Annotated in this window: 24 protein-coding genes; 8 read left to right on the top strand and 16 right to left on the bottom strand. The window is 60.6% G+C overall.

The window, feature by feature from the left end; genetic code table 11:
- Positions 1–187: 187 nt before the first annotated feature.
- Together JQ597_RS22730 and JQ597_RS22725 are read right to left on the bottom strand one after the other, a co-directional pair.
- Complete coding sequence (locus JQ597_RS22730; RefSeq protein ID WP_192733886.1) at positions 188–955, bottom strand: SDR family NAD(P)-dependent oxidoreductase; 768 nt, start codon at positions 953–955, stop codon at positions 188–190.
- Between the two features lie 155 nt (positions 956–1,110).
- Positions 1,111–1,839 (bottom strand): histidine phosphatase family protein, encoded by a 729-nt coding sequence (locus JQ597_RS22725; RefSeq protein ID WP_212266626.1) that lies wholly within the window; start codon positions 1,837–1,839, stop codon positions 1,111–1,113.
- Between the two features lie 197 nt (positions 1,840–2,036).
- On the opposite strand from JQ597_RS22725, the gene JQ597_RS22720 reads away from it, so the two are divergent.
- The 3 genes from JQ597_RS22720 to JQ597_RS22710 all read left to right on the top strand — a co-directional run bounded on the left by JQ597_RS22720 (position 2,037) and on the right by JQ597_RS22710 (position 4,881).
- Positions 2,037–2,822 carry an SDR family NAD(P)-dependent oxidoreductase gene (locus tag JQ597_RS22720; protein WP_212266623.1) on the top strand — a complete coding sequence of 262 codons (786 nt, stop codon included), beginning with the start codon at positions 2,037–2,039 and terminating at the stop codon, positions 2,820–2,822.
- Between the two features lie 1,000 nt (positions 2,823–3,822).
- The gene (locus JQ597_RS22715; protein ID WP_212266620.1) at positions 3,823–4,227 is read left to right on the top strand and encodes a host attachment family protein; all 405 of its coding nucleotides are present in this window, start codon (positions 3,823–3,825) and stop codon (positions 4,225–4,227) included.
- Positions 4,228–4,524: 297 nt separating this feature from the next.
- Positions 4,525–4,881 carry a hypothetical protein gene (locus JQ597_RS22710; protein WP_212266618.1) on the top strand — a complete coding sequence of 119 codons (357 nt, stop codon included), beginning with the start codon at positions 4,525–4,527 and terminating at the stop codon, positions 4,879–4,881.
- Positions 4,882–4,928: 47 nt separating this feature from the next.
- Here the strand turns inward: JQ597_RS22710 and JQ597_RS22705 are convergent, their stop codons facing one another.
- Positions 4,929–5,618, bottom strand: a complete 690-nt coding sequence (locus JQ597_RS22705; RefSeq protein WP_212266616.1) for a hypothetical protein — start codon at positions 5,616–5,618, stop codon at positions 4,929–4,931.
- Positions 5,619–5,902: 284 nt separating this feature from the next.
- Positions 5,903–6,265, bottom strand: a complete 363-nt coding sequence (locus tag JQ597_RS22700; protein WP_212266614.1) for a nuclear transport factor 2 family protein — start codon at positions 6,263–6,265, stop codon at positions 5,903–5,905.
- 334 nt (positions 6,266–6,599) lie between these two features.
- Between JQ597_RS22700 and JQ597_RS22695 the strand changes: the two genes are divergently transcribed.
- A complete protein-coding gene (locus JQ597_RS22695; protein WP_212266612.1) occupies positions 6,600–6,791 on the top strand; it encodes a hypothetical protein in 192 nt (63 codons plus the stop codon).
- Positions 6,792–6,934: 143 nt separating this feature from the next.
- Here JQ597_RS22695 and JQ597_RS22690 read toward each other — a convergent pair whose 3' ends face one another.
- The gene (locus JQ597_RS22690; RefSeq protein WP_212266610.1) at positions 6,935–7,402 is read right to left on the bottom strand and encodes a hypothetical protein; all 468 of its coding nucleotides are present in this window, start codon (positions 7,400–7,402) and stop codon (positions 6,935–6,937) included.
- A 360-nt stretch (positions 7,403–7,762) separates the two neighbouring features.
- Positions 7,763–8,812, bottom strand: a complete 1,050-nt coding sequence (locus tag JQ597_RS22685; RefSeq protein WP_212266608.1) for an alpha/beta fold hydrolase — start codon at positions 8,810–8,812, stop codon at positions 7,763–7,765.
- Between the two features lie 482 nt (positions 8,813–9,294).
- On the opposite strand from JQ597_RS22685, the gene JQ597_RS37740 reads away from it, so the two are divergent.
- Positions 9,295–9,873: a hypothetical protein gene (locus tag JQ597_RS37740; protein WP_249148108.1), complete on the top strand. Its 579-nt coding sequence runs from the start codon at positions 9,295–9,297 to the stop codon at positions 9,871–9,873.
- A gap of 235 nt (positions 9,874–10,108) precedes the next feature.
- A complete protein-coding gene (locus JQ597_RS22675) occupies positions 10,109–10,909 on the top strand; it encodes a helix-turn-helix transcriptional regulator (protein ID WP_349628871.1) in 801 nt (266 codons plus the stop codon).
- A gap of 116 nt (positions 10,910–11,025) precedes the next feature.
- Here JQ597_RS22675 and JQ597_RS22670 read toward each other — a convergent pair whose 3' ends face one another.
- The 4 genes from JQ597_RS22670 to JQ597_RS38500 all read right to left on the bottom strand — a co-directional run bounded on the left by JQ597_RS22670 (position 11,026) and on the right by JQ597_RS38500 (position 16,576).
- Positions 11,026–12,447, bottom strand: coding sequence for an HlyD family type I secretion periplasmic adaptor subunit (locus JQ597_RS22670; RefSeq protein WP_212266682.1), 1,422 nt, complete (start codon positions 12,445–12,447; stop codon positions 11,026–11,028).
- A complete protein-coding gene (locus JQ597_RS22665) occupies positions 12,444–14,225 on the bottom strand; it encodes a type I secretion system permease/ATPase (protein WP_212266605.1) in 1,782 nt (593 codons plus the stop codon). Before JQ597_RS22665 ends, JQ597_RS22670 begins: the two co-directional genes overlap by 4 nt.
- Before the next feature lie 135 nt (positions 14,226–14,360).
- Complete coding sequence (locus tag JQ597_RS22660; RefSeq protein WP_192738788.1) at positions 14,361–14,828, bottom strand: hypothetical protein; 468 nt, start codon at positions 14,826–14,828, stop codon at positions 14,361–14,363.
- 278 nt (positions 14,829–15,106) lie between these two features.
- Positions 15,107–16,576: a hypothetical protein gene (locus JQ597_RS38500; RefSeq protein WP_212266603.1), complete on the bottom strand. Its 1,470-nt coding sequence runs from the start codon at positions 16,574–16,576 to the stop codon at positions 15,107–15,109.
- Positions 16,577–16,900: 324 nt separating this feature from the next.
- Between JQ597_RS38500 and JQ597_RS22650 the strand changes: the two genes are divergently transcribed.
- On the top strand, positions 16,901–17,164 hold the full coding sequence (locus JQ597_RS22650) for an antibiotic biosynthesis monooxygenase (RefSeq protein ID WP_212266601.1): 264 nt from the start codon (positions 16,901–16,903) through the stop codon (positions 17,162–17,164).
- Positions 17,165–17,324: 160 nt separating this feature from the next.
- Positions 17,325–17,828 carry a hypothetical protein gene (locus JQ597_RS22645; RefSeq protein ID WP_212266599.1) on the top strand — a complete coding sequence of 168 codons (504 nt, stop codon included), beginning with the start codon at positions 17,325–17,327 and terminating at the stop codon, positions 17,826–17,828.
- Between the two features lie 140 nt (positions 17,829–17,968).
- Here the strand turns inward: JQ597_RS22645 and JQ597_RS22640 are convergent, their stop codons facing one another.
- From JQ597_RS22640 to glgC, 6 genes are all read right to left on the bottom strand, one after another.
- Entirely contained in the window at positions 17,969–18,958 is a 990-nt protein-coding gene (locus JQ597_RS22640) for an ABC transporter substrate-binding protein (RefSeq protein ID WP_212266597.1), read from the bottom strand.
- Positions 18,959–19,115: 157 nt separating this feature from the next.
- Entirely contained in the window at positions 19,116–20,105 is a 990-nt protein-coding gene (locus JQ597_RS22635) for an LLM class flavin-dependent oxidoreductase (RefSeq protein ID WP_212266595.1), read from the bottom strand.
- 382 nt (positions 20,106–20,487) lie between these two features.
- Positions 20,488–20,727, bottom strand: coding sequence for a PilZ domain-containing protein (locus JQ597_RS22630; RefSeq protein ID WP_212266593.1), 240 nt, complete (start codon positions 20,725–20,727; stop codon positions 20,488–20,490).
- A gap of 47 nt (positions 20,728–20,774) precedes the next feature.
- The gene (locus tag JQ597_RS22625; RefSeq protein WP_212266590.1) at positions 20,775–20,927 is read right to left on the bottom strand and encodes a hypothetical protein; all 153 of its coding nucleotides are present in this window, start codon (positions 20,925–20,927) and stop codon (positions 20,775–20,777) included.
- A 302-nt stretch (positions 20,928–21,229) separates the two neighbouring features.
- The gene (gene glgA / locus JQ597_RS22620) at positions 21,230–22,681 is read right to left on the bottom strand and encodes a glycogen synthase GlgA (protein WP_212266588.1); all 1,452 of its coding nucleotides are present in this window, start codon (positions 22,679–22,681) and stop codon (positions 21,230–21,232) included.
- The gene (gene glgC, locus JQ597_RS22615) at positions 22,678–23,937 is read right to left on the bottom strand and encodes a glucose-1-phosphate adenylyltransferase (protein ID WP_212266586.1); all 1,260 of its coding nucleotides are present in this window, start codon (positions 23,935–23,937) and stop codon (positions 22,678–22,680) included. The genes glgA and glgC overlap by 4 nt, the downstream gene beginning before the upstream one ends.
- Positions 23,938–24,119: the final 182 nt, after the last annotated feature.

The following is a 24,119-nucleotide window of genomic DNA, read 5'->3' as shown; positions in this document are numbered from 1 at the left end:
AACGACCTCCCATAAACCCCGCAACGCCCGCCTCGATCGCCCCATCTTAATCGAGGCACCGAGACTTACGACCCATACGCCGCGGCCCATCGGTAAGATCGCCGGCATCAGATACTTCCCGCAACAACGACCGCTGCGGAGTATGGGTCCCGGCGTTCGCCGGGACGACGAGATAGTTTTTTCGAGATCAACTAATCGTCGCCCCACCGTCGATCACAATCGTCTGGCCAGTCATGAAGTCGCCGGCCGCCGATCCCATGAACACGGCGGCGCCCGCGATCTCGTCGGGAGTGCCGATGCGGAGCAGCGGCGAGCGCGCGGTCGAGGCTTTCAGGGTATCGGGATTGTCCCACAGCGCCTTGGCAAAATCGGTCTTGATCAGGCCGGGGGCGATGCAGTTCACGCGGATGTTGTGCTTGCCGTATTCGCAGGCGAGGTTGCGCGCGAGCTGCATGTCGGCGGCCTTCGAGATCGCATAGGCGCCGAGCACGGTCGAGCCCTTCAGACCGCCGATCGAAGACACGATGATGATCGAGCCGTCCTTGCGCTCGATCATCTGCGGCACGACCATGTTGATCAGCCAGTTGTTGGCGACGATGTTGTTGTCCAGGATCTTACGGAACTGATCGTCGGAGATGCCGCCGAGCGGACCATAGTAAGGATTGGACGCCGCGTTGCAGACCAGCACGTCGATCTTGCCGAAGGCGCGGTTGGATTCATCGACGAGGTTCTGCAGGTTTTCCTTGCTGGAAATGTTCGCCGCGATCGAGACCGCCGTGCCCTTGCCGAATTTCTCGTTGATCGATTTGGTGACGGAATCGCAGACGTCCTGCTTGCGCGAGGAGATCACGACCTTGGCGCCGTGCTCGGCCATGCGTTCGGCGATGGCAAGGCCGATGCCGCGCGTGGAGCCGGTGATGACGGCGACTTTGCCCTTCATGTCGAACAAGCTCATGTCTCTCTCCCAGATGTTGGTCCGGCGGTCCGCCGGTTCTCGTTAAAACTTAACGTCGTTCCGGGGCGATGCGAAGCATCGAACCCGGAATCTCGATTCCCCGATGCGCAATTGCGCATCTGAGGTTCACGCTTCGCGTGCCCCGGAATGACGGCTCAGGCAAGCTTCGTCGCAGGCGGCACGATCTCCGGTCCGGCCGGCTGATGCATCGCATTGTGCGAGACGTCCGCAATCCACGGCTGCTGGTTGACCATCGGCAGCCGCCAGATCGAATGGTTCTCGCTAGCGACGTGATCGAGCCGCGTGACCGAACAGTTATCGATGTCGAAGGCGAGGCCCTTCTCCGGCAAGCCGCCGAGCGCAAGACCGACCGCCGCCTTGATCGTTCCGCCATGGGTCACGGCAATCACGTCCTTGCCGGCATGCTCCCTGGTGATACGCTCGATCGCGCCGCAGACACGGTTGTAGAGATCCATGAAACTTTCGCCGCCGGGAGCCGGTTCGTCGATCGCCGCGAACCAATGGCTGCCGGCGGGACGGCTGGCCAGAAACGCCGCGCGATTCATGCCCTGCCATTCGCCGAGATGCTGTTCGGCAAAGTCCTTGATGTGCGGCATGTCGGCGGGCCTCGGAAATCCGGCGGCCCAGATCGCGTCCGCGGTCTGATGCGTGCGCTTCAGGTTGCTTGAATACCAGACCGCGCCCCGCGGCAGGATTTTTCCGACCGCGTCGAACACCACGCGATCGCTGGTGTCGCAGCCCAGATCCTTTTGCCCGTAGATGCAGCCGCCATCCTCGCGGACCGGCGCATGCCGTACCCACCACCAGCGCGTGGTAACCACTCCGGTCTTCGGAGCAGCTACTGATTTGTCGGTATTGGACATCGCTGGCACCCTTCAATAGTGTTCACTGTCGCTGTACGTCAGAGCACGCAACGTCTCAAGTGACTTCAGCGTTTGAAATCTTGTTTGAAATTCCGCAAGGCGGCAAGCGTATCTATGTCTGACGCGTTTTCTGCACGCGAACCGGTAGCCACTTCGCTTGAAAACGCTATAACCACATCCACACCAGGGAGAAACTCATGGGCCGCCTCGAAGGCAAATCCGTCATCATCACCGGCGCAGGCAGCGGGATCGGACGCGCGGCCTCCTTGCTGTTCACCAGGGAAGGCGCAAAACTGATTGCGGTCGATCGCAGCGAAGCGGTGAAGGAAACCGCAAAACTCGTCAGTGACGCCGGCGGCATTGTCGAAGCCGTGATGGCGGATGCGGGATCGGAAGCCGACGTGAAGGCCTTCATCGACAAGGCGGTCTCGAAATACGGCAAGCTCGATGCGATCTGGGCCAATGCCGGCGTCAGCGGCGGGCTGGTTCCGATTCCTGAACAGACGGTGGAGCACTGGCAGGAAGTGCTGCGCATCAACCTGATCGGACCGTTCCTCGCGATCAAGCATTCGATGCCGCACATGATCAGGCAGAAGTCGGGCTCGATCGTCTGCACCGCTTCCGTCGCAGGTCTCAAGGCCGGCGCCAGCGGACATCCCTATGGCGCGAGCAAGGCCGGCGTGATCAGTTTGGTGCAAACGACCGCCTATTCGCTGTCCGGCACCGGCGTGCGCATCAATGCAGTGTGCCCTGGCCTGATCGAAACCGGCATGACCAAGCCGATCTTCGACAACGCCAAACAGCGCGGCACCGAGGGCAAGATCGGCCAGCTCAATCCGCTGAAGCGCGCCGGCCAGCCGCATGAACTCGCAGCGATGGGACTGTTCCTTGCCAGCGACGACGCGTCCTACGTCAACGGCCAGGCGATCCCGGTCGACGGCGGTTTGACGGCGTCGATGCCGTACACGGGCAAGCCGGTTTGATTGCTGCGTCCCCAACTCCATCACCGTCCCGGCCTAGTGCGCAATTGCGCACGGGGGGCCGGGACCCATACCGCGTGATCTCTCGATAGAGGCTCGGTAACAGAGACCGTTCGCAAAACTTCTTCTCGCAAAACTTCTTCCTGTGGTTATGGGTCCCGGCGTTCGCCGGGACGACGTGGAAATAGTTTCGCGATCTCGCGGCGCATTGCGCCCGAGCTTTGCCAGAAACTTCCTGCCCTCTTCAAATAGAGGGCGCAGGGAAGACCGGGTGCGCGCTGCACCCGCGGTCCCGTGTGCGGTTAGCACTAAGTAGGCTGCACACGAGCATACAGGGCAGCGGAGAACACCCGGCCTTCCCTGCGCAATGGCTTTACGGCTTATGCCGTGATCTCCCCGGAGACGAGTTCTTGGTTGACTCCGTCACCGTCGGTTCAGCTCACGCTTAGCCGACGGCTTGACACCAGCAACGGGCGCCAGGACCACACGGTTTTGCCGTACGCTTATCCACGCCGTCGTCGAGGCGTAAACCAGCGTCCACCGCAACCCGCCCAACGTCCGTGACGACGGCCGACGCCCTTCTGAGTAGGACGGGATGGCCAAACACATACCTCTGATTTTACTTCTGGTAAACAGAAATATTTTTTATTTCAGGACTTGACACGAATTCCGATAATCGGAACTGATTTGCCCGTCGGGCCAATTTGTCGCATCGCGACCTTCCTCCCCGTCGGTCTTCCGGGGCTGCGCAGTCACGCCCGGAAGCCATAGACGGATCGCATTGGAGCATGTCACGCTTACTGCCCCCACCACCGGGAAGGTGATCGTTAAACGGAAGTTGCGCAGTACTTTGCCGCCAGCAGATACAGTCGAAAAGCGACCGGACACCCCGCAAATAGTTCGTTCGTGCGAACCGTGCCATTACCGGGCCGGAACCAAGCGCGCCCTGATCGATTGACGTGCAGCCTGCATCTCAGTGCATTCCTCACACTCTGGAGATTTCATGTTGCTTCCCAAGGGAACAATCGTGGCCGTCGCCGACGGAGAAAAGTTCAACCTCTTTAGCAATACCGGCGATGAGGCCAGCCCAGCGCTGACGGCGATGCCTGAATCGGAGATCGAAAACGTAAACAAGGGGTCCGGCGCGGGCCATCAGAGCAGTTCCGCCAATCCTGACGAAAGCCAAGCCGCGGAAGACGGCTTCGCCGGCGGAATAGCGGGTTTACTCAACAAACGGGTTCTGGATGGCGAAATTTCGGATCTCATAATCATCGCCGCCCCGCGCACCCTCGGCGAACTTCGCAAGAGCTATCATAAAAAGCTGTCGGAGGTTCTTCGCGGCGAGATCTCGAAGGACCTTACCGGTCATGCGGTGCACGATATCGAAAAGACGATCGCTGCGGCCTAGAGTCTTATCGGTTCTGATTGAATGAGAACCGAAGCTCCAGACTGTTGTCTTGGACGCGTTTTCTACCGCAGATAAGTTTAAGCAATCTGCGTAAACTTGATTGCTCTGCGAAGCGGTATCCACCCCGGATCAAGTCCGAGGACATGCTTCGCTCGAAAACGCGACAGCGGTGGGCATCCACGGTGCCGCTCACGGGTCTCTGACACGAATCCGCGGTGACGGCGCAACTTTCCCCCTGGCCAGCAGCGGCGACATCCCGGCACTTGTTCGTATTGAAACTTCATGTTGGAGACCAAAATGCGCGTTGGAAAAATTGCAATCTCTCTCGCGACATTGTTTATCGGCATTTCCGTCGAAATCGGCATTTCCGTCGAAAATGTATCAGCTCAAGTTGCGAACCCCGAACTGGAGGCGTGCCGGTCGACGGGTTTAATTGCACTGAGAGAGCGCAATCCCGGCATCAAGGACGTGACTCTCGACGTTGACGGAATGACGGTTGCAAAGGCCAATACGAAGGTCGAGGACACGCCCATCAAAACCATTGTTATTGGCGATGCCTATCTCGAAAAAGGCAAGCAGGACACGCGCCGAACCTTTCTCTGCCTGATCGGCGAAAAGGGCAAAGTCTTACTGACGTTTTTTACGGACAAATAGGCGGACGAGCTTGAGGAGCCGCCCACGCGTTCAAGCGTTCGCGGCGTCTAGTTGCCGAACATCACCAGGCGCGAAGTGGCGTCACTACCAAAAGCCATGACCGGGGCTTCTTCGTGCTCTCGTGGTTCCAGTCGCTGTTTCGCCCGGGCAGCCTCGCGCCTGGATTTGCGTTCGGCGTAGCGTTTGCGGCGTTCACGCACTTCGGCTTCAGCCTTCTTCGCGTCTGGCTTCTCAATGCGTTTTTCCGGCTGCGTTGCCTGCACCGGCTCGGGTGCCGAGTCCACCACCGCAGCCTGTTGCGATGTCTGTTGGGGCGGCTGCGGCGGCTGGGCCGCCTCGGCCGTGGTAGGCAGGATGACCCTGACGGCGGACGGCAGTTCCGCGGTCGTACGTGCCTGGTAGCCGGAGCGTTCCTTGAGCGCCGAGTTAGCCATCAGGAGTCCGCTGCCAAAGCCAACTCCCAGGATGACAAAAGTAGTTCCCACCCCTGCGAAAAAAATGCGCGCGCTAGATGCCATGACCGTGTCTCCAAGAATGCACGTCAACACCGTGATCTCGAGATAGGTTCCGAGCCGGGAAAAATAGGTAACCGGCGTTTCCTTTGCCTCCTGTGCACGACTCGCGGCGCAATTCAGAACGTGGCTTCCCATGTTGAGATCAATGACTCTCGCTGTATACCAATCCTCTACTTCAATAGCGGAGAAGGCGTGCTTGAGGTTTGCGCCTCGTTCGAGCATGCTGATGCAGTGTCCGAAAAAGCTTGTCGTCGCGATGATGAGCAGCGCTGCCGAGCATTATAAAAAGCCCTGCCGAGCGGGTGCTCGGCAGGGATCACGCAGAGAAGTCGACGGACGGCAAGAGGGGACTTGGTGGCCCATCGAGGGTCTGCGAGCGTATTAGCGTCGGCACTAACGTCCCGGATTGCCACTTGTTCCCGGCAGGATACTCTCTGGAAAGTATGTCGCTTAATCGCCGTCCGCTTTGAACCTGATAGCGATCATCGACGGTTCGCGAACGTCGGTTATGCCGACAGACGTCGGTCCACCGGCCCGCAGTGGGTGCGCTCAATCTTGCCTGACGGGCTGAAACGAAAATGCGCCCGCACCAGACTGGCTTTGTTGTTCCGATAATCGACCCAAATGCCGTCTTCCGTCACCGTGAGATCGTCGAGGGTAAAGGCAGTCGGGAGCAGATTTTGAAGTTTGCCGGTCCAGTAAGCCGACAACGGCTCTCGCCCGGTCAGGCGCGCACCCTCACAATCGCATTCAAGAGTGGCGCGCTCGTCGTAGAGATCGAGCAACGCGTCGAGGTCGCCTGATCGACATGCGTCGAGCCAGTCAATAACAACGGCCAGCGGATCGAAGTCATCAGGGGCAAGCGACATAACGGTCCCATCACAAGCAGTCTGCCGCCCCAGGCGCTGAATAGGCAGTCGATGATGAATGCACCTTGAACGGCCCAAGCCTCGCACCCCGTAAAAACACGGTGCCTCTCCTCATGCGAAGTCTTCACTGTGCCGCGAAGGTGAGTCGTGTTTGTGCGTGCGCGCACGCAGGAGAAGCGATGACTGGCTGATGCCGCTCTTGCCAAAAGCAGACTGCGCCCAACGCAAGGCTTGTTCCCCAGGGAACAGCGCGGCGCGGCAGACGGGGGCATTGTGCGGCTCACCGATGAAACGGAGCGATGATCGCCCCGGTCGGACACGAAGGAGCAAACCGATGACCAGCCATACCGGACTTCTGAACGACACCGAGCTTGCGATCGCTTCAGGTGGCGTCACTTCCCTGATCGGCACCAGCACCATTGCGCATCCGCACATTCCCCGGAATCACGACCTGCTGACGCCGCAGCAGATCGCAAAGCTGCTTTCGTTCAACGGCGGCTTCAGCCCCCCGATCCCCCGCAGCTGATTTCAGCAAGCCGAGAGCTGAATTGCCTGATCTCGCCTCCCCTGGCCAAGGAGGCGAGATCTTTCCTTGCCCACAGATGACGGGGGGTTGCGGGGCGCCTACAAGCCCATCGAGAAGTTGGCTGCCGCGACCGCACCCGCTCCTCACTTCGCGGCAGCCTGGTTCTTGTCGCGCGGCAGGAATGGCTTGAGCGGTCGCTTGATCGCGCCCGCGCAGGCACGGGTTACGGTCTTGCCGCCGTCGCTCCAGGTCTGCGTGCCCTTCAGCCCGGCGCTGCGCCGCACGAAGCTGCCGCTGTATTTCGCCTGGTACTCGCGGCTGCCGCTCTTCCAGGTGCCCTGAAGATCGATCTTCTGGCCGTCTATTTTTCCGGTGCCCTGCTCGGCGGTGGCCTCGACGGCGGCGTTGCGCAGCCGCACCACATGCGTGTAGCGCGCGGTGCTGCCGCTGATCGTAACCTCGATGGCCTCGCGCATCTTGTCGCTGGTAAACGGCAGCTTGTCGCATACCATGGTGCCGCGATAGGTGGCGTCGAGCACTTCCGCCGCGACGGGCGTGCCCATCGCCGCCATCATTGCCGCCGCCAGCACCGCATGTTCCAGCCGCACCATTGCCGCCCCCTTTGTCTCGTTGCCGCCACCGAGCAGTCTTCCGCCGCTTCATTCAATCCGCATCGTACTGCTCAACCGGGGACGTCGATAGGGGTTGAACTCAGCTTCGCAGCAGCAGCGTGGCGGCTGACCGAGACCTGGGATGGGTGAAAAAACCTGACCTCCCAGGGAGGTCCGTACCTGGCGCAAGGCGGACATTCCATACACTGAACATGTTCGCCAAGAGCCAGATGCAGACGAACGCATCGCAGCAAAAAACTGATCAGTTTGCAATTGCAGTGACGGTATCGGACTTCCATGACCCCACGACCAGCTTCAAGCCGAGCGCACTCAAGCATTTGCACGGGATGACCCCCGGGCTCATTCAGCTTGCTTCATCCAGCGCACAATCCCGGGCCAATACTCCTCAAGCGTGCGCCTCCCCATGAACAGACTTAGATGGCCGCACGGGGCGACCGCGTGGCGCAGAGATTCCGCCGGCGTTCCCACGAGCCGTTCCACTGCAAGCAATTGTTCCGGGGCGACCACTTCGTCGGCGCTCCCGGCCAGAAGATACATCGGAAGCAGCAGCCGCGAGAGGTCGATCTCTTTTCCCAGGGCGACGAAATTTCCGCTGGCGAGCGCGTTGCATTTGTACAGTTTCTCGACAACTTCGAGATAGTATTTTCCGGGAACGTCGATCGTCCAGGAATTCCAGTTCTTGAAGATGGCTTCGAGTCGGGTGAATTCCGGCGAGCCGATCGGCTGCACGGTCTGCAGAGAGTTGCGGATATCGTTCGGATCAGTCTCGTTCCCCCAGAACGGCGCGACGTTGCGGCCGATAACGAGACCATCACCTGACTTGACCAGGTTCTCAAACACGAACCGTGGGGTCGCCTCGGCGATAACAGACAAACCGGATTGCCGCGCGGCAATATCAACCGGCGCGCCGGCCATCACAAGCTTGCGTACCTTGGCCGGGAAGCGTCCCGCATAGACCAGGGATAACCAGCCGCCCTGGCAAAGCCCCACGAGATCGACCAGGCCGCCGAGATGATCGACAAGGACATTGAGATCGGCAAGATATTCGTCGATTCCGAGAAATCGCATGTCAGCGCTGGCAGAGCGCCAATCGGCCATGAACAGCCGTTCAATTCCAGCGCCATGGAGGGCAGCAACGAGACTGTGGCCGGCTGCAAGGTCGGCGATAGCGGCTCCATGCAGCGCGAGCGGTGGGCACAGCAGGGTGGGAACGCCGCTTCCGCCGACAGTAAAGTCACGAAGCCGGACGGCATGCAGCTTCAGCGCGATCGTGCTTGGCGTGGCTCCTTCCGGCTCCTGCGCAGGACTGGCGCCACCAGCGTCGGCTGAGAATCCAAGAAGCTGCGCGGCGACGGACGAGGCGGTTTCAGCGGCCGATGCAGCGACCATCGCAGGCCAGAAGAACGCCGCATAAGGGAATTGATCGCCTGGATACCGATCCATTTGATTGATGTCCGGTGCGCCCCCACGCGATAGCCTAGCACTTTTCGCTGGGCATCGAGCCGGGAAATGGCGCAACCGGGCTCAGCTATTGGCCATGGCTGCTCCTGGCGCAGAGCGGGACAGCAGGACATTCACCGAAAAGGCTGACGAAGCAACCGCCACCTGCGAGCGGCTACACGGCCGATCGCGCAACGGTCCAACAAAGTAAACCGGGCAGCCGGTCAGATTTGAATTGAGCGGACAGATCCGTCAGGCAATCGACTGCTCGGCGGTGCGTCAACGTTAACCATGCGGGAGCGTGATTTCGCACGGGATGCACGCTTAATGAGCGCTTAACGCTTTTGCGCAACAGATAACTCCTCAGCAGTAAAATCAAGAAGTTGCGGCAAGAGTGCAATGGGAATTCCGCCCTCGAGGAGGGGAATTGCATGGGACTGCTTTTCATTGGCGTGCTGGCTGGACTCCTGATCGGCTATGGGCTTGGCCCGTCGCAGGCAAGCCTCCAGGAGTGCGCGCCACAAGGCTGCCTCGACCGAGCCCCGACCGGCCCGCCGATGGCGCAGAAGTCAAAGGCACTCAGGCCATATCCTGCAACAGCTGGAGCGAAGTCCGCTGCGGTCAAGCCCAGGAAACCATCATCGGCCGGGTCCCGCGGACGGGCTCAAATCGTCAAAACCGCGCACGCGCCGTCGAGGACCCCCGCCTCGCCAACCTATCGATCCGCCGAAAGCCCGGATCCCGTCCTGAACAAGGCAAAGATCTCAGTCGCAGCAAAGATGGACGATCCGGCGTCCGCCGAGTTCGGCGACATGAAGCGGGCCATCAGACTGAATATGTGGGGGCGTCCGGTGGACACCATCTGCGGTCACGTCAGAGGGAAGAATGCGTCCGGTTCAGATACCGGAGACAGGCCGTTTCTATATCTCGTGAAGGAGGATGATGCATACGTCGTCTCTGGCAAGGCAGATTCAGCGGCGGCGATCGCGTATCGTAACATCTGCAACTAAGGCATGATCCGGGATTGCGGATACCGGTTCTATCATGCTCAATCAGAAGCCAGAATGAGCGCGGTGCGATGAAATCGCATCGTGCCCGGCAGTGAAATTGTGTGGAAAGAATTTCCTCCTGCAACTGCAGCGTCATGGATATCCCTGAGACCCTTGAGCAACGATTGCTGAATCGGGCACCTCTCATGGACTGGCGCCAGGCAATTATGATCGGTGGAAATTTGGAATCAGTGGGGTGGCCCAACAGCTTTTTGAATTCGGGGTTATTATGGACCAAGTCGTCAACCACGCAGAACGGCTCAATGGATCGCCGCAAATGCCGGCCCTGGTGATCATCGAGCCTCTCACTTTAACGCGTACCTGCATTCTAAGCATTCTCCGGCGGGAATTACCGGGGTTCGAAATCGTCGAAATGGCGACCACGGACGGTCTGGATTTCGTGTCGGGACGAGATGTTTGCCTGGTGGCGCTGAGTACCGGGGACAAGTCCATCACCGATCCATCTGTCGAGGACGATCTCGCTCTCCTCGTGGACTACTGCCCCAATGCCTCCATCGCGCTCTTGTCGAACCGTGATGACGAGGCCACGGCATTGGCCGCAATGCACAGGGGAGTACGAGGCTTCTTCCCGACCTCGATCCCGGTCGAGGTCGCGGTTGCCGGCCTGCGTCTTGTTCTCGCCGGCGGCGTCTACAGACCACTTCCGATCATCGCGCAAAATGGGACGACAGCGCCGGAATTGCTCTCTGCTGCCGAGTTGCCGTCGGGATACTTGGCCGCTGACGCTGCGAAAGACGCGCCAGAAAAACACCTGATCGATTTCACGCCTCGCGAGCAACACGTGCTTGCGGAACTGGAACTCGGTCTTCCGAACAAGCTGATTGCGGCTAAACTGAATCTTTCGGAAAACACCGTTAAAATGCATATTCATCATATCATGCGGAAGTGTGCCGCTCGCAACCGCACTGAGGCGGTGCTCCGCTGGAGCGGCCGGCTGTCGGGCCATGAACGCGATACCAGCCCAGGCGCATCTTGAGGCAGCTCGAGCCTTTTCCGTTCCGATGGAATCGGAACGGGGCTCTGGATTCTTTGATTTGACGCGTTTTCTTGACGCGAACCGGTGTCCACTTCGCTGGAAAACGCTCTAATCGCTCAATCCTCCTTGAACGCGCCGTTGAAGCTGTCGAGCAGGGGCCTCAGGGCGTAGAGTGCCACGGTGCTGCGCCCGGTTGTGATGAACACCTGTGCCGGCATTCCGGGGATGATCCGGATGTCTTGCTCGGCGATCCGCGCATCCTGCACGCGAATTTTGGTTGCGTAGTAGGGCTGCTCGGTACGCTTGTCGACGAGGCGGTCGGCGGATACGTGCGTCACTGTCCCACTGAGACGCGGTGCGCGGCGCTGATTGTAGGGCAGCAGATGCACGTCGGCATTCAGTCCTGGATGAACCACATCGATGTCCTCGGGCCTGATGCGCGCGGTCACGATGAGGCGATCCTGCCGGGGCACCATATCCATAAGCGGGGCACCAGCCCCGATCACGCCGCCGGGGGTATGAATCCGCAGGTCGGTTACCACGCCGTCCTCGGGAGCCTTGACCTCGGTTCGCGACAGCTGGTCCTCGGCCGCCCGCAATCGCTCGCGTAGCTGAAACATCTGATTTTGTGCCTCGCGCAGCGACTGCGCGATTTCGTTTTGCCGGTCGCTCTCGAGCTTGAGCAGCGTCGCCTGCGATTCGCTAATGACCTGCTCGGCGCGCGAAATATGCGCGGCGATCTCGCCCCGCCGCCCCTGTATTTCAGCCACTTCCCGTTCGAGGTTCAGAAGGCGCGGCCGCCGTTCGAGCCCCTTGCTGACGAGGGTGGCCACCATGTCCAGTTCCTCGCGGGCGATTGCGGCCCGCTGCGCGACGGCGGTTTCCTGCGCCTTGAGGCCCAGGATTTCCTTGTCGACCTGGAGGCTTTTCTCCCGGACGACGGCGAGCTGAGACCGGAAGACCTGCCGGCGCGTTTCAAAGATGTTTCGCTGCGCGGTGAGGACATCTGCGGCCGATGAATTCTCTTTCCCCGCAGTCGCCATCCTGGCCGGAAACGACACATGCTCTTGCCCTTGCATCTCGGCCTGGAGCCTTGCTTCACGTGCCGTTGCGTCCCACAATTGGCCCTGAAGGCTCTGCACCTCGGCGCGGGCCCTGGTGTCGTCCAGCCAGATCAGCACCTGCCCGGCGCGCACTGCGTCGCCGTCGGCAACCAGAATTTCCCTGACGATGCCGCCCTCAAGGTGCTGAATCGTCTTCCGGCTCGATTCCGTTTCCACGACGCCGGAAGCGATCGCGGCACTCTCGAGTGGCGCAAAGCCCGACCAGATTCCCAGGCCCAGCACAAAGCAGACGACCAGCAGATTGCCTGCCCAGGTGAAGCCGCGGAGTGCGGCGCGAGGTGAAGCTGGCGTCGGGGCCGTCCACCATGCAAACTCCAGAGGCTCGATATCGTCGATCGCGGTAATCACGACCTTGGTTCGCCGCTCCGGGACGAGGGAAGACGAGTGCGGCGGCTTGTCTGGAACGTCGGTCACGGGACAACTCGCTGAGGTGACACGTTGGCGGCTGCGGGCGTACTCTCGGGCAACGTGACCTGTGATGTGACTTGCGGTCGGCTCAAATACCTCTCGAAAATCTCCTCGCTTTCGCCACATGCCGTGACCGCGCCGCCCTGCATGATGGCAATTCTGTTCGTGGCCGCGAGAATACCCATTCGATGGGTGATGATGATCACCGTGATGTTGGCTTTCTTCAGCTGCTCGATGGCATCGAACAGCACGCGCTCGCCCACGTAATCGAGGCTGGCGTTCGGCTCGTCGAGCACGACAAGGCGCGGGTCATCGAAGAATGCCCGCGCAAGGCCGAGACGCTGGCGATACCCGCGCGAAAAAGCACAGCCGCCGCCGGGAATGACGGTGTCATACCCCTGTGGCAGCCCAACGATGGTGTCATGGATTCCGGCGAGCTTCGCGGCTGCGATGACCTTCTGCGGATCGCTATCATCCAGCCCTGCGATGGCATCCGTTATCGTCTCCCCAAACAGGTTGATGTCCTGCGGCAGATATCCGAGGTGACGATCGCCCCCTCCCTCACGCAAGACCGATACGTCGACGTTGTCGAGCAGGACGCGCCCCTGAGTTGGCGTCGAGATTCCGGCAATGACCTGGCCGAGCATTGATTTGCCGGAGCCGGACGGACCGATAATGCCAAGGCATTCACCAGGCGCGAGGCTGAACGAGACTTCTCTCAGCAGGAATACGCCGGAGCCTGGCAGTGCCACGCCGACATTGTCGACGACGAGACGGCACCGGTTCGACGCAATGCCCGCGCTCTCCGGGACAGCGGGGATGACGACAAGGACGTCCGTGAGCCGCCGATAGGCGCTCAAGGCCGTCGCGAAAGCTTTCCAGCCAGCAATGGCACCCTCGACGGGTGCGAGCGCGCGGCTGAACAGCAGTGTCGAGGCAAAGATAATGGCGGGGCTTCTGTTGTAGTCGAGCACCAGCCACGCGGCGGCTCCCATGATCAGGACCTGCGACAATGCGCGTGCCGGCTTTGCGACAAGCATGATGATCTCGTATCGCCGCTGGGCCTCGTCGTGCTCGCTTCGCGCGTCCTGCGCGGCCTGGCAGATCAGGCGCGCGGCGCGGTCGCGCATCCCCATGGCCTGGATCAATTGAACATTATCGACAGCCGTCGCGAACCGGCTATGGCTTCTGGCCCAGGCAGTTCCGGACCTGGCCTGCGCATCCTCGGTGAGGACATCGCCGACCAGAGCGAGGCCGAACAGGAAGAGCACGCTGCAGGCTCCTATCACTCCCAGCAAAGGATGTACGAGAAAAAGCACACTTAGAAACAAAGGTACCCAGAGCGCGTCGAACAGTATCGGGCATGCATTGGATTCGACGAACTGACGCAGAACAGTGAGATCCCGATACGCCTGCGATGCCTGCGCCGGGTTGCCGCGGTTGGCGCATTCGAGGCTGGCCGAGAGCACGGGGGGACGAAGGCGATCTTCGAGCCATGCCCCGAGCCGCCCCAACACGGCGCGGCGCAGCGCGTCAAGTACGCCACCAACCACAACGGTGAGCGCAACGATCAGGGTGAGCATCAGAAGCGTGTGGCCGCTCCGGCTCGACAAAACCCGATCATAGATCTGAAGCAGGTAGATGGACGGAGCGAAGAGCAGCAGATTGTAGCTGCAACTGTATGCGAACACGATGCCAAGCGTGCCGGCGCAGGCCCAGAGCGCCGCCTGCAGCCTTGTCTGTGGCTGTGCTGCGAGGTGTAATCGGAGGGGCGGCATCAGCATTGTCGTCACCGCCAGAGCCCTGAGGATTCGACCTTCTCGTTCCACCGTCAGTCCGGCGTGGCGCCGCATTGATCGGCGGCGAGTCGTGGACCGGCGGCCGCTGCCGCCGGTCTTGCCAGTCGGACAAGCTGCCGATCAGAAGGTATCGAATTCAAAGTGGACGTCTCCACCCAGCGCGATGTTGCCGTTTCCACCGTCGCCGCCGATACCAGCCACCACTTCCTGATGCATGTCCGCCTTCAGCGAGTTTGACTGCTGCGCCGTCGTGTTGGCGTATACCTTGGAGGTATTATGTCCGCTGTCGGAGTCCTGGTTTCCGTTCGACGTGGCCTTTCCTCCCTCGGCCTTCGCAAACCACGAAGCCTTTCCGTTTGCGCCGCCGGCATCCCATTCCGCCTTCTGATTGACGTGATCGCCGGTTTTCACGTCCACGCTGGCACCGCTCGCCTTGTTGTATGGATCGAAGCTGATGCTCGGTTGGTTGACGATTTTTCCCGAGAAGCTGCCGTCGCCGCCATTTCCGGCGTTGTTGCCCCCGGTGTTGATCGATTTGAACTCGATGGAGTCGGAAACGTTGATCAGTCCCTTTGCCTTGGCCATCATGTCAGCCTCCGTCCTGTGTTTAATTTCACGCACCATCCGTCCGGATCAGGATAGCGGATGTGTCAACAAGTCTGATCCCCACTTGCATGAGCCGGATAGATGGCAAATGGAGTGCCATCCTGTTCGGTAGGCGTTACACACGAAAGGATTACATGCCTTTTACATGCCTTGGCGCCTCTCGATGGCGACGCAGCATGGCGAAGCGCGAGCGCTCCTGGTCGATCAGCGGGACGCGAGCGGCTTCGGCCTCACCATCGGAGCGGCAGCGAATTCTCGCCCTATCCTATCAAATGAAGTTCAGACAGAAGATGCGTGGCGACATCACCACCCAGCGCAAGATTGCCGTGGCCGCCGTACCCGCCGATTCCTGCGATCTGGACCGCGCTCTGGTCGAGCATCACATTGTTGATCTGGTCGGCTTGGGCCGTCGAATTGGGGCCAGCGATCGCAATGTTGATCGGCGCATAAATCGCGATGCTGACATCGATCATGCTGCCCGTGAAATGGCCGCTGCCACCGTTGCCGGCAGTGTTGTCCCCGGTTGCGATGGCATTGGAGCCACCTCCGAAGCCGGAGAAGACGTTTCCGCCCGCTGCGGCATTGCCGTTGCCCCCATTTCCTCCGAGGCCGGCCATCTGAAAGGAGAATTGATCCAGCTGCACGTTGTTCGCCTGGAAGGCATGCGCGCTGGAATTATACCCGGCCACCGCAATGTTGACCGGGTTATATATCGCGAAGGATGCGTGGACGAGGCCTCCATAGAAGTAACCGTCGCCGCCATTGCCCGCATGGTTGTCGCCAGTATGTATCAGCCAGTCAGTCCCGCCGCTGCCCGATCCGGAAGTGTGTCCGAGCATCGATACGTTGCCGCCGCCTGCCGCATTTCCGTTACCGCCATTGCCACCGACACCTGCGATCTGGACGGCGGATTGATCGATCACAACCGTATTGGACTGAGTAGCCTCGGCCGTGCCTCCAGCACCGGCGATGGCAATATTTACGGGATGGTAGATAACGACAGGAGCGTTCACCAGGCTCCCGAAGAAGTAGCCGTCGCCGCCATTGCCGGCGCCATTGCCGCCGGTCGCGATCAGGTCGGTGCCAGAGGAAGAACTGCCGACGTCTCCTCCCGATGCGGCGTTGCCATTGCCGCCGTTTCCCCCGACGCCGGCGATTTGAACGGCTGATTGATCGATACTCACATTGTTGGTTTGTTCAGCGTGGGCGCTGGAGCCATATCCAATCGCGACCGCGATGTTGATCGGCTGATAAATGAGCAAGGAGGCGTGGATGGTGCCTCCATAAAAATATCCATCTCCGCCGTTGCCCGCCTGATTGGCCCCGCTCTGGATCGTGGTGGAATCAAGCCAGCCATAGCCTGGGCCAGAACCAGAATTGAGGGCTGATACCTCTGCGCCAGTCGTCGCGCTGCCGCCTCCATCGTTGCGGCCCGTCTGGCCGGCGTGTTGATCGGCGTGCACCGCATTGGACTGGGCATCGGCCTTGCTTTGAATACCTCCGTGTTCTGCATCAAGCCAATCAGAACGCGCGACAGGCGGGTGCATCTCCGCACCGAAGAAGGAGCCATAGCCGCCGTCGCCAGCGCCATTGTAACGGGTGCCGATCGCGAAATTCAGTGAAGGATCCAGCCATGCCACGTCTCGAACGTCGTGGCCGTCGTACCCGTCATGATGAGGGGGCTGCTGATGATGCAGCCGGATTCCGTCGGACATCTGCCAAAAATTCATGGTCGCCTCCCTCGTCGCAATCGCACTGCACAACTCGACGGGACTCTCCCGACCCAAGGAAGGAATGTCGCCCTGCGCCAGTCAAAAGCCGAGTCGCCAATTCGGATTGCAGCGCTTCGGGTGATAGACGTCATAACGGCTACACTCTTTCGGGCGGAGGGCCCGCTCCAATCGCGGCGCGCGTCGTTGCTGATCGAAGCGCCATATCGACCCGCAATTGCGGTGCAGCAGGCCATCCATTAGACGCCAGGTACAAAAACGCTTACGATCTTGACCGGCGACCGGTGCAGCCGTTCGCTGGAAAACAACATGCGGGAGGGACCGATGGCTTCGATGATTATCCATCACAGAGTCCGCGACTACGCAGCATGGCGTCCGGGCTATGACGCCCACGAATCGAGCCGGACCGCGGCTGGAGTCACGAACTGCCGCGTCTACCGCAACGCGGAAGACCCTAATGACCTTGTGATCGTAGCCAACGTGTCAGACCTGGCCAAGGCGCGCGCCTGGACGGCGAGTGATGATTTGAAGGCTGCGATGCAAAAGGCCGGTGTGATGGGCGCGCCCACCATTCATCTGATCGGCTGATACTTGATAGGCTGATAGTCTCGGTAAGGCGACATCGGCGGGCGGTTAACCCTGTCGGCAAACATCCTGCACGTGGGTGAGGTTCCTGCGCGGACCGCCGCCAAGTAGCCTCATTAGATCGGAGAATTTGCACCGGCACTATCATGGCCGGAGAAGCATCATGTTGAGAATGGTGTTGTTGGGCCTCCTCATCCCACTGGGCATAGGAGCGCTTGCGGCGATGGAACTCAGAACTCCACCGCGTACTGCAATAGCGGTCGTTCAGCCCCCCGCCGAAACAACCGTCGGCATTTCCGATTCACAGGGTGCGTTGGCGAAGGCTGATAAGCTTGAAGTTAACTATGCGAAAACCGAGACGCCAGCGCAGCCTGCTCTCGTCAACGAACGCATTCCTCCCTCGCCGCCTCCGGAAGCCACCTTCATATGGCCTTCGGAGGCCCCGAGGATCAACCGCCACCGGCACGATCCCAAATCAAAGAAGGTCACTACCGCTGCCCTTCCCAAGCCGAAGCCAAAGGCCACCAATATCAGGCGAACTGCCGATATCAGGCGAGCTACCAGTGCCGAGCGTTCAAAAGCCGCCGCCAGCGAGCCCCTGCACTGCCGGCTGAGCGCGTTTGGTGGTTTGCGCAAAGCCTTGAATACAGCCGGCTGCGAAATCTAGTTCAGCGAGCCGCGATCCCCGGCCCCGTGGTCGCCTGCTTCTTGTCGCGCGGCGGGAATGGCTTGAGTGGCCGCTTGATCGCCCACGCAGGTGTACGGGTGACGCGGTCTTGCCACCGCCAACCACCGCTGCATGCAAGTCTATTCGATCACCTGGTCGGCGCGAGCAACCAGTGTCGGCGGCACGGTGAGACCGAGCGCATGCGCGGTCTTCAGGTTAATGACCAGCTCGAGTTTGGTTGGCTGCTCAACGGGCAGGTCGGCAGGCTTGGTCCCCTTGAGTATCTTATCCACGTAGCTGGCGGCGCGCCGAAACAAACCATCCAGGCTCGGTCCGTAGGACATAAGGCCGCCGGCATCCACCAGCTCTCTGAATGTGTAGATGACCGGCAGACGGTTCCTGCCAGCGAGGTCCACGAGGCGTCTTCGCTCACCAAGCAGCATGCCGCTCACCAGTACAGTTAGCGCATCCGCCCGCGCGCCGGTGATTTCCGAAAAGGCTTTGTCGATATCGGCGGGATCTCGCGCCTCCACGAATTGAAGCTGGATCCCGAGCGCCCGCGCGGCGGCTGCCGCTGCCTGCAGCATCTCCTTTTCCGTGCGTTCGCCGAAGGCGCCTGGCTGCCAGAGCACCGCGACGCGACTGACCCGCGGGACGGCCTGCGTGAGATATTCCAGACACTTGCCGACGAGGTCCGCATTGAGGTTAGACAACCCCGTGACATTGCCGCCCGGTCGCGCAAGGCTGGTGACCAACCCGGTCGCAACCGGATCGGGAACCGTCGCGAAGACGATGGGAATAACCGCGGTCGCTTGCTTGGCGGCCTGAGCGGCCGCCGTGCTTGAGGCCACAATGACATCCACCTTGAGCGCGACCAGTTCGGCCGCAAGGGCCGGGAGCGGCTCGAGCTTTCCCTGGGCATCCCGGTATTCGATCACGACGTTACGGCCTTCGACGTAACCCAGGTCACGCAGTCCCTGACGGAAAGCTTCGAGCAGACCCTGATTGATTAGATTGGTCGCAAGGTAACCTATTCGCGCAATCCTGGCCGGCTGCTGGGCGTCCGCAGCAAACGGCCAAGCCACACCCGAAGCTCCGACCAGCAGTGTCATGAAATCACGGCGCCGCATGTCGCTCCCCAGATGCTGGAGACGGCATGTTAGCGGTTGAGACGAGTGCTTTGATAGGATGAAATCCGACTCATTGCTGCAATATGAGATTCCGGCGGGCTTCCGAGTTGGATCAAGAATCAAACCGTGCCCGGAAAAACCGGCAACAATGTATCATTCAGCCGGCGATCCCCACGGCGCCGGCGATCAGTTCGAAGGAGCGCAGCCGCTTGGCGTGATCGTAGACATCGGACACGATCATGAGTTCGTCGGCGCCGGTTTCCGCAACGAGCGCATCGATGCCGGCGCGAACCGTATCGGGCGAGCCGATGATGGAGCGCGCGAGCATGCCCATCGCCTGCCTCTTTTCCGCCGGCGACCAATAGCTCTCGATGTCGTCGATCGGAGGCTGGCTGAGGCCGCGCGCGCCGCGGAAGATGTTGGTAAAGGACATCTGCTGCGTCGTCGCCAGCCGGCGCGCTTCGGCATCGCTGCCGGCAGCGATGATGTTGACGCCGACCATCGCGTAGGGACGATCGAGCTGCTCGGACGGCTTGAAGCGGCTGCGGTAGATCTGCAGCGCCGGTATGAGAAGCTCGGGTGCAAAGTGCGAGGCGAAGGCATAGGGAAGCCCGAGTTCGCCCGCCAGCATCGCGCCAAAATTGCTCGATCCCAGAATCCATAGCGGCACTTCCGTTCCAGCCGCCGGCACCGCCTGGATGCGCTGGTTGGGACCGGCCGGCGCCAGGAAGGCCTGCACCTCCAGAACGTCCTGCGGAAAATTTTCGGCGGCTTCAGGCGTGCGGCGCAAGGCGCGCAGCGTGAGCTGGTCGGTGCCGGGGGCGCGGCCGAGCCCAAGGTCGATGCGGCCGGGAAACAGCCGCGCCAGCGTGCCGAACTGCTCGGCGATGACGTAGGGCGCATGGTTCGGGAGCATGATCCCGCCCGCGCCGACCCGGATGGTCTTTGTTCCCGCGGCGATATGACCGATCACGACCGACGTCGCGGCACTCGCGATGCCGGCCATGTTGTGATGCTCCGCCACCCAGATGCGGCGATATCCCCAGGCCTCGGCATGAACCGCGACATCGCGGGCGTTATAGAGCGCGCCGCGCGCATCGGTTTCTTCGGTGACGCGGACGAGATCGAGGATAGACAGTGCAGTCATGAAAACTCCCGAACGAAACCACTTGAAATGACGCCGCCCAAGCTACAAGGCCGCATGCTTGCTAGTCCGAAACGGCAGGCTTCATCCGATTCTTCTGCCCCCATATGGATATTGTCACCGCGGGGGTCAATCTGCTGAAATCGAATGGCGACCAACCGACAGCGCCGGGCGCGTCGCTGCGCCGACCGCTATCGGCCGCGCGAAGCGGTCATTTGGCAAACCGGCGATGTTCGCTAAGTGCGAACCTTTCCGTAAGACGGCAGTGACAACGCTTTGCGTGCTCAGGCAATTTCTGCATTCGTAGACATCGTGCATCACGCCTGTCGTATATGGGCCACAGGAATGCGGAGCCCGGGCTTCCAGCTATCACGGCCGGATTGCACTAATCGAATGCAACGCCAATCCGGTATTCTTTGCGCCAAACAACGCGGCACCGCAGCTTCAGCCTGTCTTCAGGAATTATTAATGTGAATTCTCTGGGCACTCGAACCAGATCAGATATCTCGATCGCTGCCCCAGTTGCCGAGATGTCGCGAATTACGCAACCGATCTTATCGCCACCGTGTTCTATCTTCGCGGCCTTCGTAACACGATAGCGGGGCGCAATACGAGTTTCGACCATAACCGGTCTCCCCGGTTGAAAGAACACAAGTCGGAAAATGAGTTAGTTTAGAAACTGATCTTTGAATTCGGATATTCCTGGCTCGTCGGGATCTCGCGCGCCGCATCGCGCAGTTCTCTAATCATGTTGACCGCTTCGGCAGATGCGGTGCCGGCGGCAGTCGTGTTTTGCGCTTCAGTACTTTCTGCGGAAACCTTCAACAGGCCCGAAATTCTCACTAATGGAAGCATTGATCGCGTCCCGCGACGAGATCAGCGAGAGCCGCCCCAGAAGGCGAACTAGACGAAGATCCGCCCACTACGGCATTCCGTCCAAGGATTCTAAACATAACCTTGAAGTATTGCGGGTTCCTTAAGCGACGCCCGTGAAAGAACTCGCCGGCGGCGGCGGCATCGTTCGTCGCGAACGCTCATCCACAGGTTCGCAGTGCCGCTTGGCATCAAAACGGGCGTCATCTGTACGACCGCTTCTGGCGCAAAGCGGCCGCTCAGCAAATGCGGTGCTATTGATTCCGGCGGGCCGCGACGACATCGCGATACAGGGCGGCGTAGCGGTTCGCCCGACTGCGCCATGATACATCCGTCGACAAGCCATTGTACTGCAACCTTCGCCAGCCTTGCTGGTCGTGCCACAGGATATTGGCTCTTTGCAGGGCGCCAGCGAGGGCGTCGGCCGTGACGGGCCCAAACTTCAAGCCGGTTGCTGCGCCACCTGCCTCACCTACGTCAATGACGGTATCCGAAAGGCCGCCGACCTGCGATACGATCGGAACAGCGCCATATCGCAAGGCGCAAAGCTGGGTCAGGCCGCATGGTTCGAAGCGCGACGGCACGACGAGGGCGTCGGCGCCGGCTTGAATGAGATGGGCGAGCGCTTCGTCGTAGCCGATCAGAACCGCTATCCGGCCCGGGTGCGCTTTTGCGGCGGCCTGATAAGCATGCTGGAGATCCGCCTCTCCGCTCCCGAGCAAGACGAGTTGCATCCCCTCCCCGAGGATGGTCGGCAGGTTCTCGAGGAGGATATCCAGTCCCTTTTGCCAGGACAGCCGGCTCACCACGCCGAGCAGCAGTGCGTTTGGGGATGGATCAAGACCAAACCGGCGCTGCAGGGCCAGTTTATTTGCCGCACGGGGATCCAGCTCGTTCGCGCTGAAACGCGCGGCGATGTCGGGGTCGGTCTCCGGGTTCCAGACCGACATATCGATGCCGTTGAGGATGCCGCTCAGGACCTGCGACCGTTCGCGCAGCAACCCACCCAGCCCCATACCTCCCTCATCTGTCTGAATCTCGCGCGCATAGGTCGGCGAAACCGTCGTGATGCGATCGGAGAATTGCAGGCCCGCTTTCAGGAAGCTGATCTCACCATAATATTCGACGCCGTGAATCGAGAAAGACTCGGGCGGCAAGCCGAACACACTGAGCATGTGATGCGGAAACTTGCCCTGGTAGGCCAGATTGTGGACCGTCATCACGGTGGCGGGCCGGCGCTGATGGGTAAGGTGCAAATAGGCAGGCGCGAGGCCAGCCTGCCAGTCATGGGCATGCACCACATCAGGCACGAACGACGGAATGGCGCCCTGGCCGATTTCGGACGCCATCTTCGAAAGCGCGGCAAAGCGCACGCCGTTATCAGGCCAGTCCTTGCCATCAGGGGTGACGTAGGGGTTGCCGGGCCGCGCAAAGAGATGCGGCGCGTCGAGCACGAGCAAGTTGAGGTTGCCATGCACGCGACCGAGCAGTCGGGCCGGTCCGCCAAAAAACTCCGGCACATGAAGGAACTCCTCCGCGACCGCAAGCCCCTTGATGACATCGGGATATCCCGGCACCAGGGTCCGCGTTTCGATGCCATACGCCTGTAGCGCGGTCGGGAGCGCGCCGACGACGTCGGCAAGACCTCCTGTCTTGACGATCGGATAGATTTCAGAGGCGACCGCAAGGACGCGAAGCTCGCTCATGCATCAAGCCTGTCGATCATCGGCTGCGTGATCAGCGTGATACCCTGCGCCGTGGTTCGAAACCGTTTCGCATCGAATTCGGGATCTTCGCCGACCACGAGACCTTCCGGGATTCGAACGCCGCGATCGATCACGACATTCTTCAACCGCGCATGCCGGCCCACATTCACATAAGGCATGACGACGGCATTTTCCATGTTTGCATAGGAATTGACGTGCACCCCGGTGAACAGCAGGGAGCGGCGCAATGCGGCGCCGGATATGATGCATCCTCCGGAGACCAGCGAAGTCACCGCCTGTCCGCGCCGGTCCTCCTCATCGTGAACAAACTTGGCGGGCGGCGTGATCTCGGCATGGGTCCAGATCGGCCATGCACGGTCGTAAATATCGAGTTCGGGTAAAACGTCGGTGAGGTCGATGTTGGCGGCCCAGTAGGCATCGACTGTTCCGACGTCCCGCCAATAGCTCCGTGGATCGCCGTCGGACCTGACGCAGGAGGTCGAGAATTGGTGCGCCACCGCCCGGCCGTTCTTGACGAGGTAGGGAATCAGGTCCTTGCCGAAATCATGGCTCGAATTCGGGTCGTTCGCGTCGCGCCGCAACTCGTCGAACAGGAATTTCGAATCGAATACATAGATCCCCATGCTGGCCAATGATTTGTCGGGCTTGCCGGGCATCGGCGGCGGATCGGCCGGCTTCTCGAGAAAGGATTTCACGATGCCATTGTCGTCCACGTCCATGATCCCGAAGCCGCTGGATTCCGCACGCGGCATTTCCAGGCAGCCGATGGTGACGTCCGCGCGTTGCTCGACATGCTGCTTCAGCATGCGCTCGTAGTCCATCTTGTAGATGTGATCTCCGGCGAGCAGCACGATGAATTTGGCGTCGTGCGACTCGATGATGTCGATGTTCTGATAAACCGCGTCCGCCGTTCCGAGGTACCAGTTCGTCTCCGAGACGCGCTGGCTCGCCGGCAGGATATCGAAGCTCTCGTTGCGCTCCGGTCGAAAGAAGTTCCAGCCCATTTGCAGGTGCCTGATCAGGCTGTGGGCCTTGTATTGGGTTGCAACCGCGATCCGGCGAATTCCGGAGTTCACCGCGTTGGAGAGGGCAAAATCGATGATGCGCGATTTTCCGCCGAAATAGACCGCCGGCTTGGCGCGCCTGTCGGTCAGCTCCAGGAGCCGGCTTCCACGACCGCCCGCAAGAACGAAGGCGAGCGCATGGCGTGAAAGCGGTTCATTGACGATGGCCATTTTTGTCCTCCCTGGGAACCACAACGCATGCCCCGACACCTTCTCTTGTCCGGAAGGCAGGGTCGAGGGCCACGGAACCGATAGTAGCGGGACGATTGGTTGATCGGAAAGTGGTATGTAAAACGGCCGAGTTCTGAAGTTTGTTCCTTCCACGGCAGTCGGAGGTTCGGCGTTCCACCGGG

The sequence above is a fragment of the Bradyrhizobium sp. AUGA SZCCT0177 genome (assembly GCF_018130125.1).
Lineage (GTDB): Bacteria > Pseudomonadota > Alphaproteobacteria > Rhizobiales > Xanthobacteraceae > Bradyrhizobium.
The sequence above is the reverse complement of the archived record's forward strand: the minus strand, read 5'-3'. Positions and strand labels throughout refer to the sequence as shown.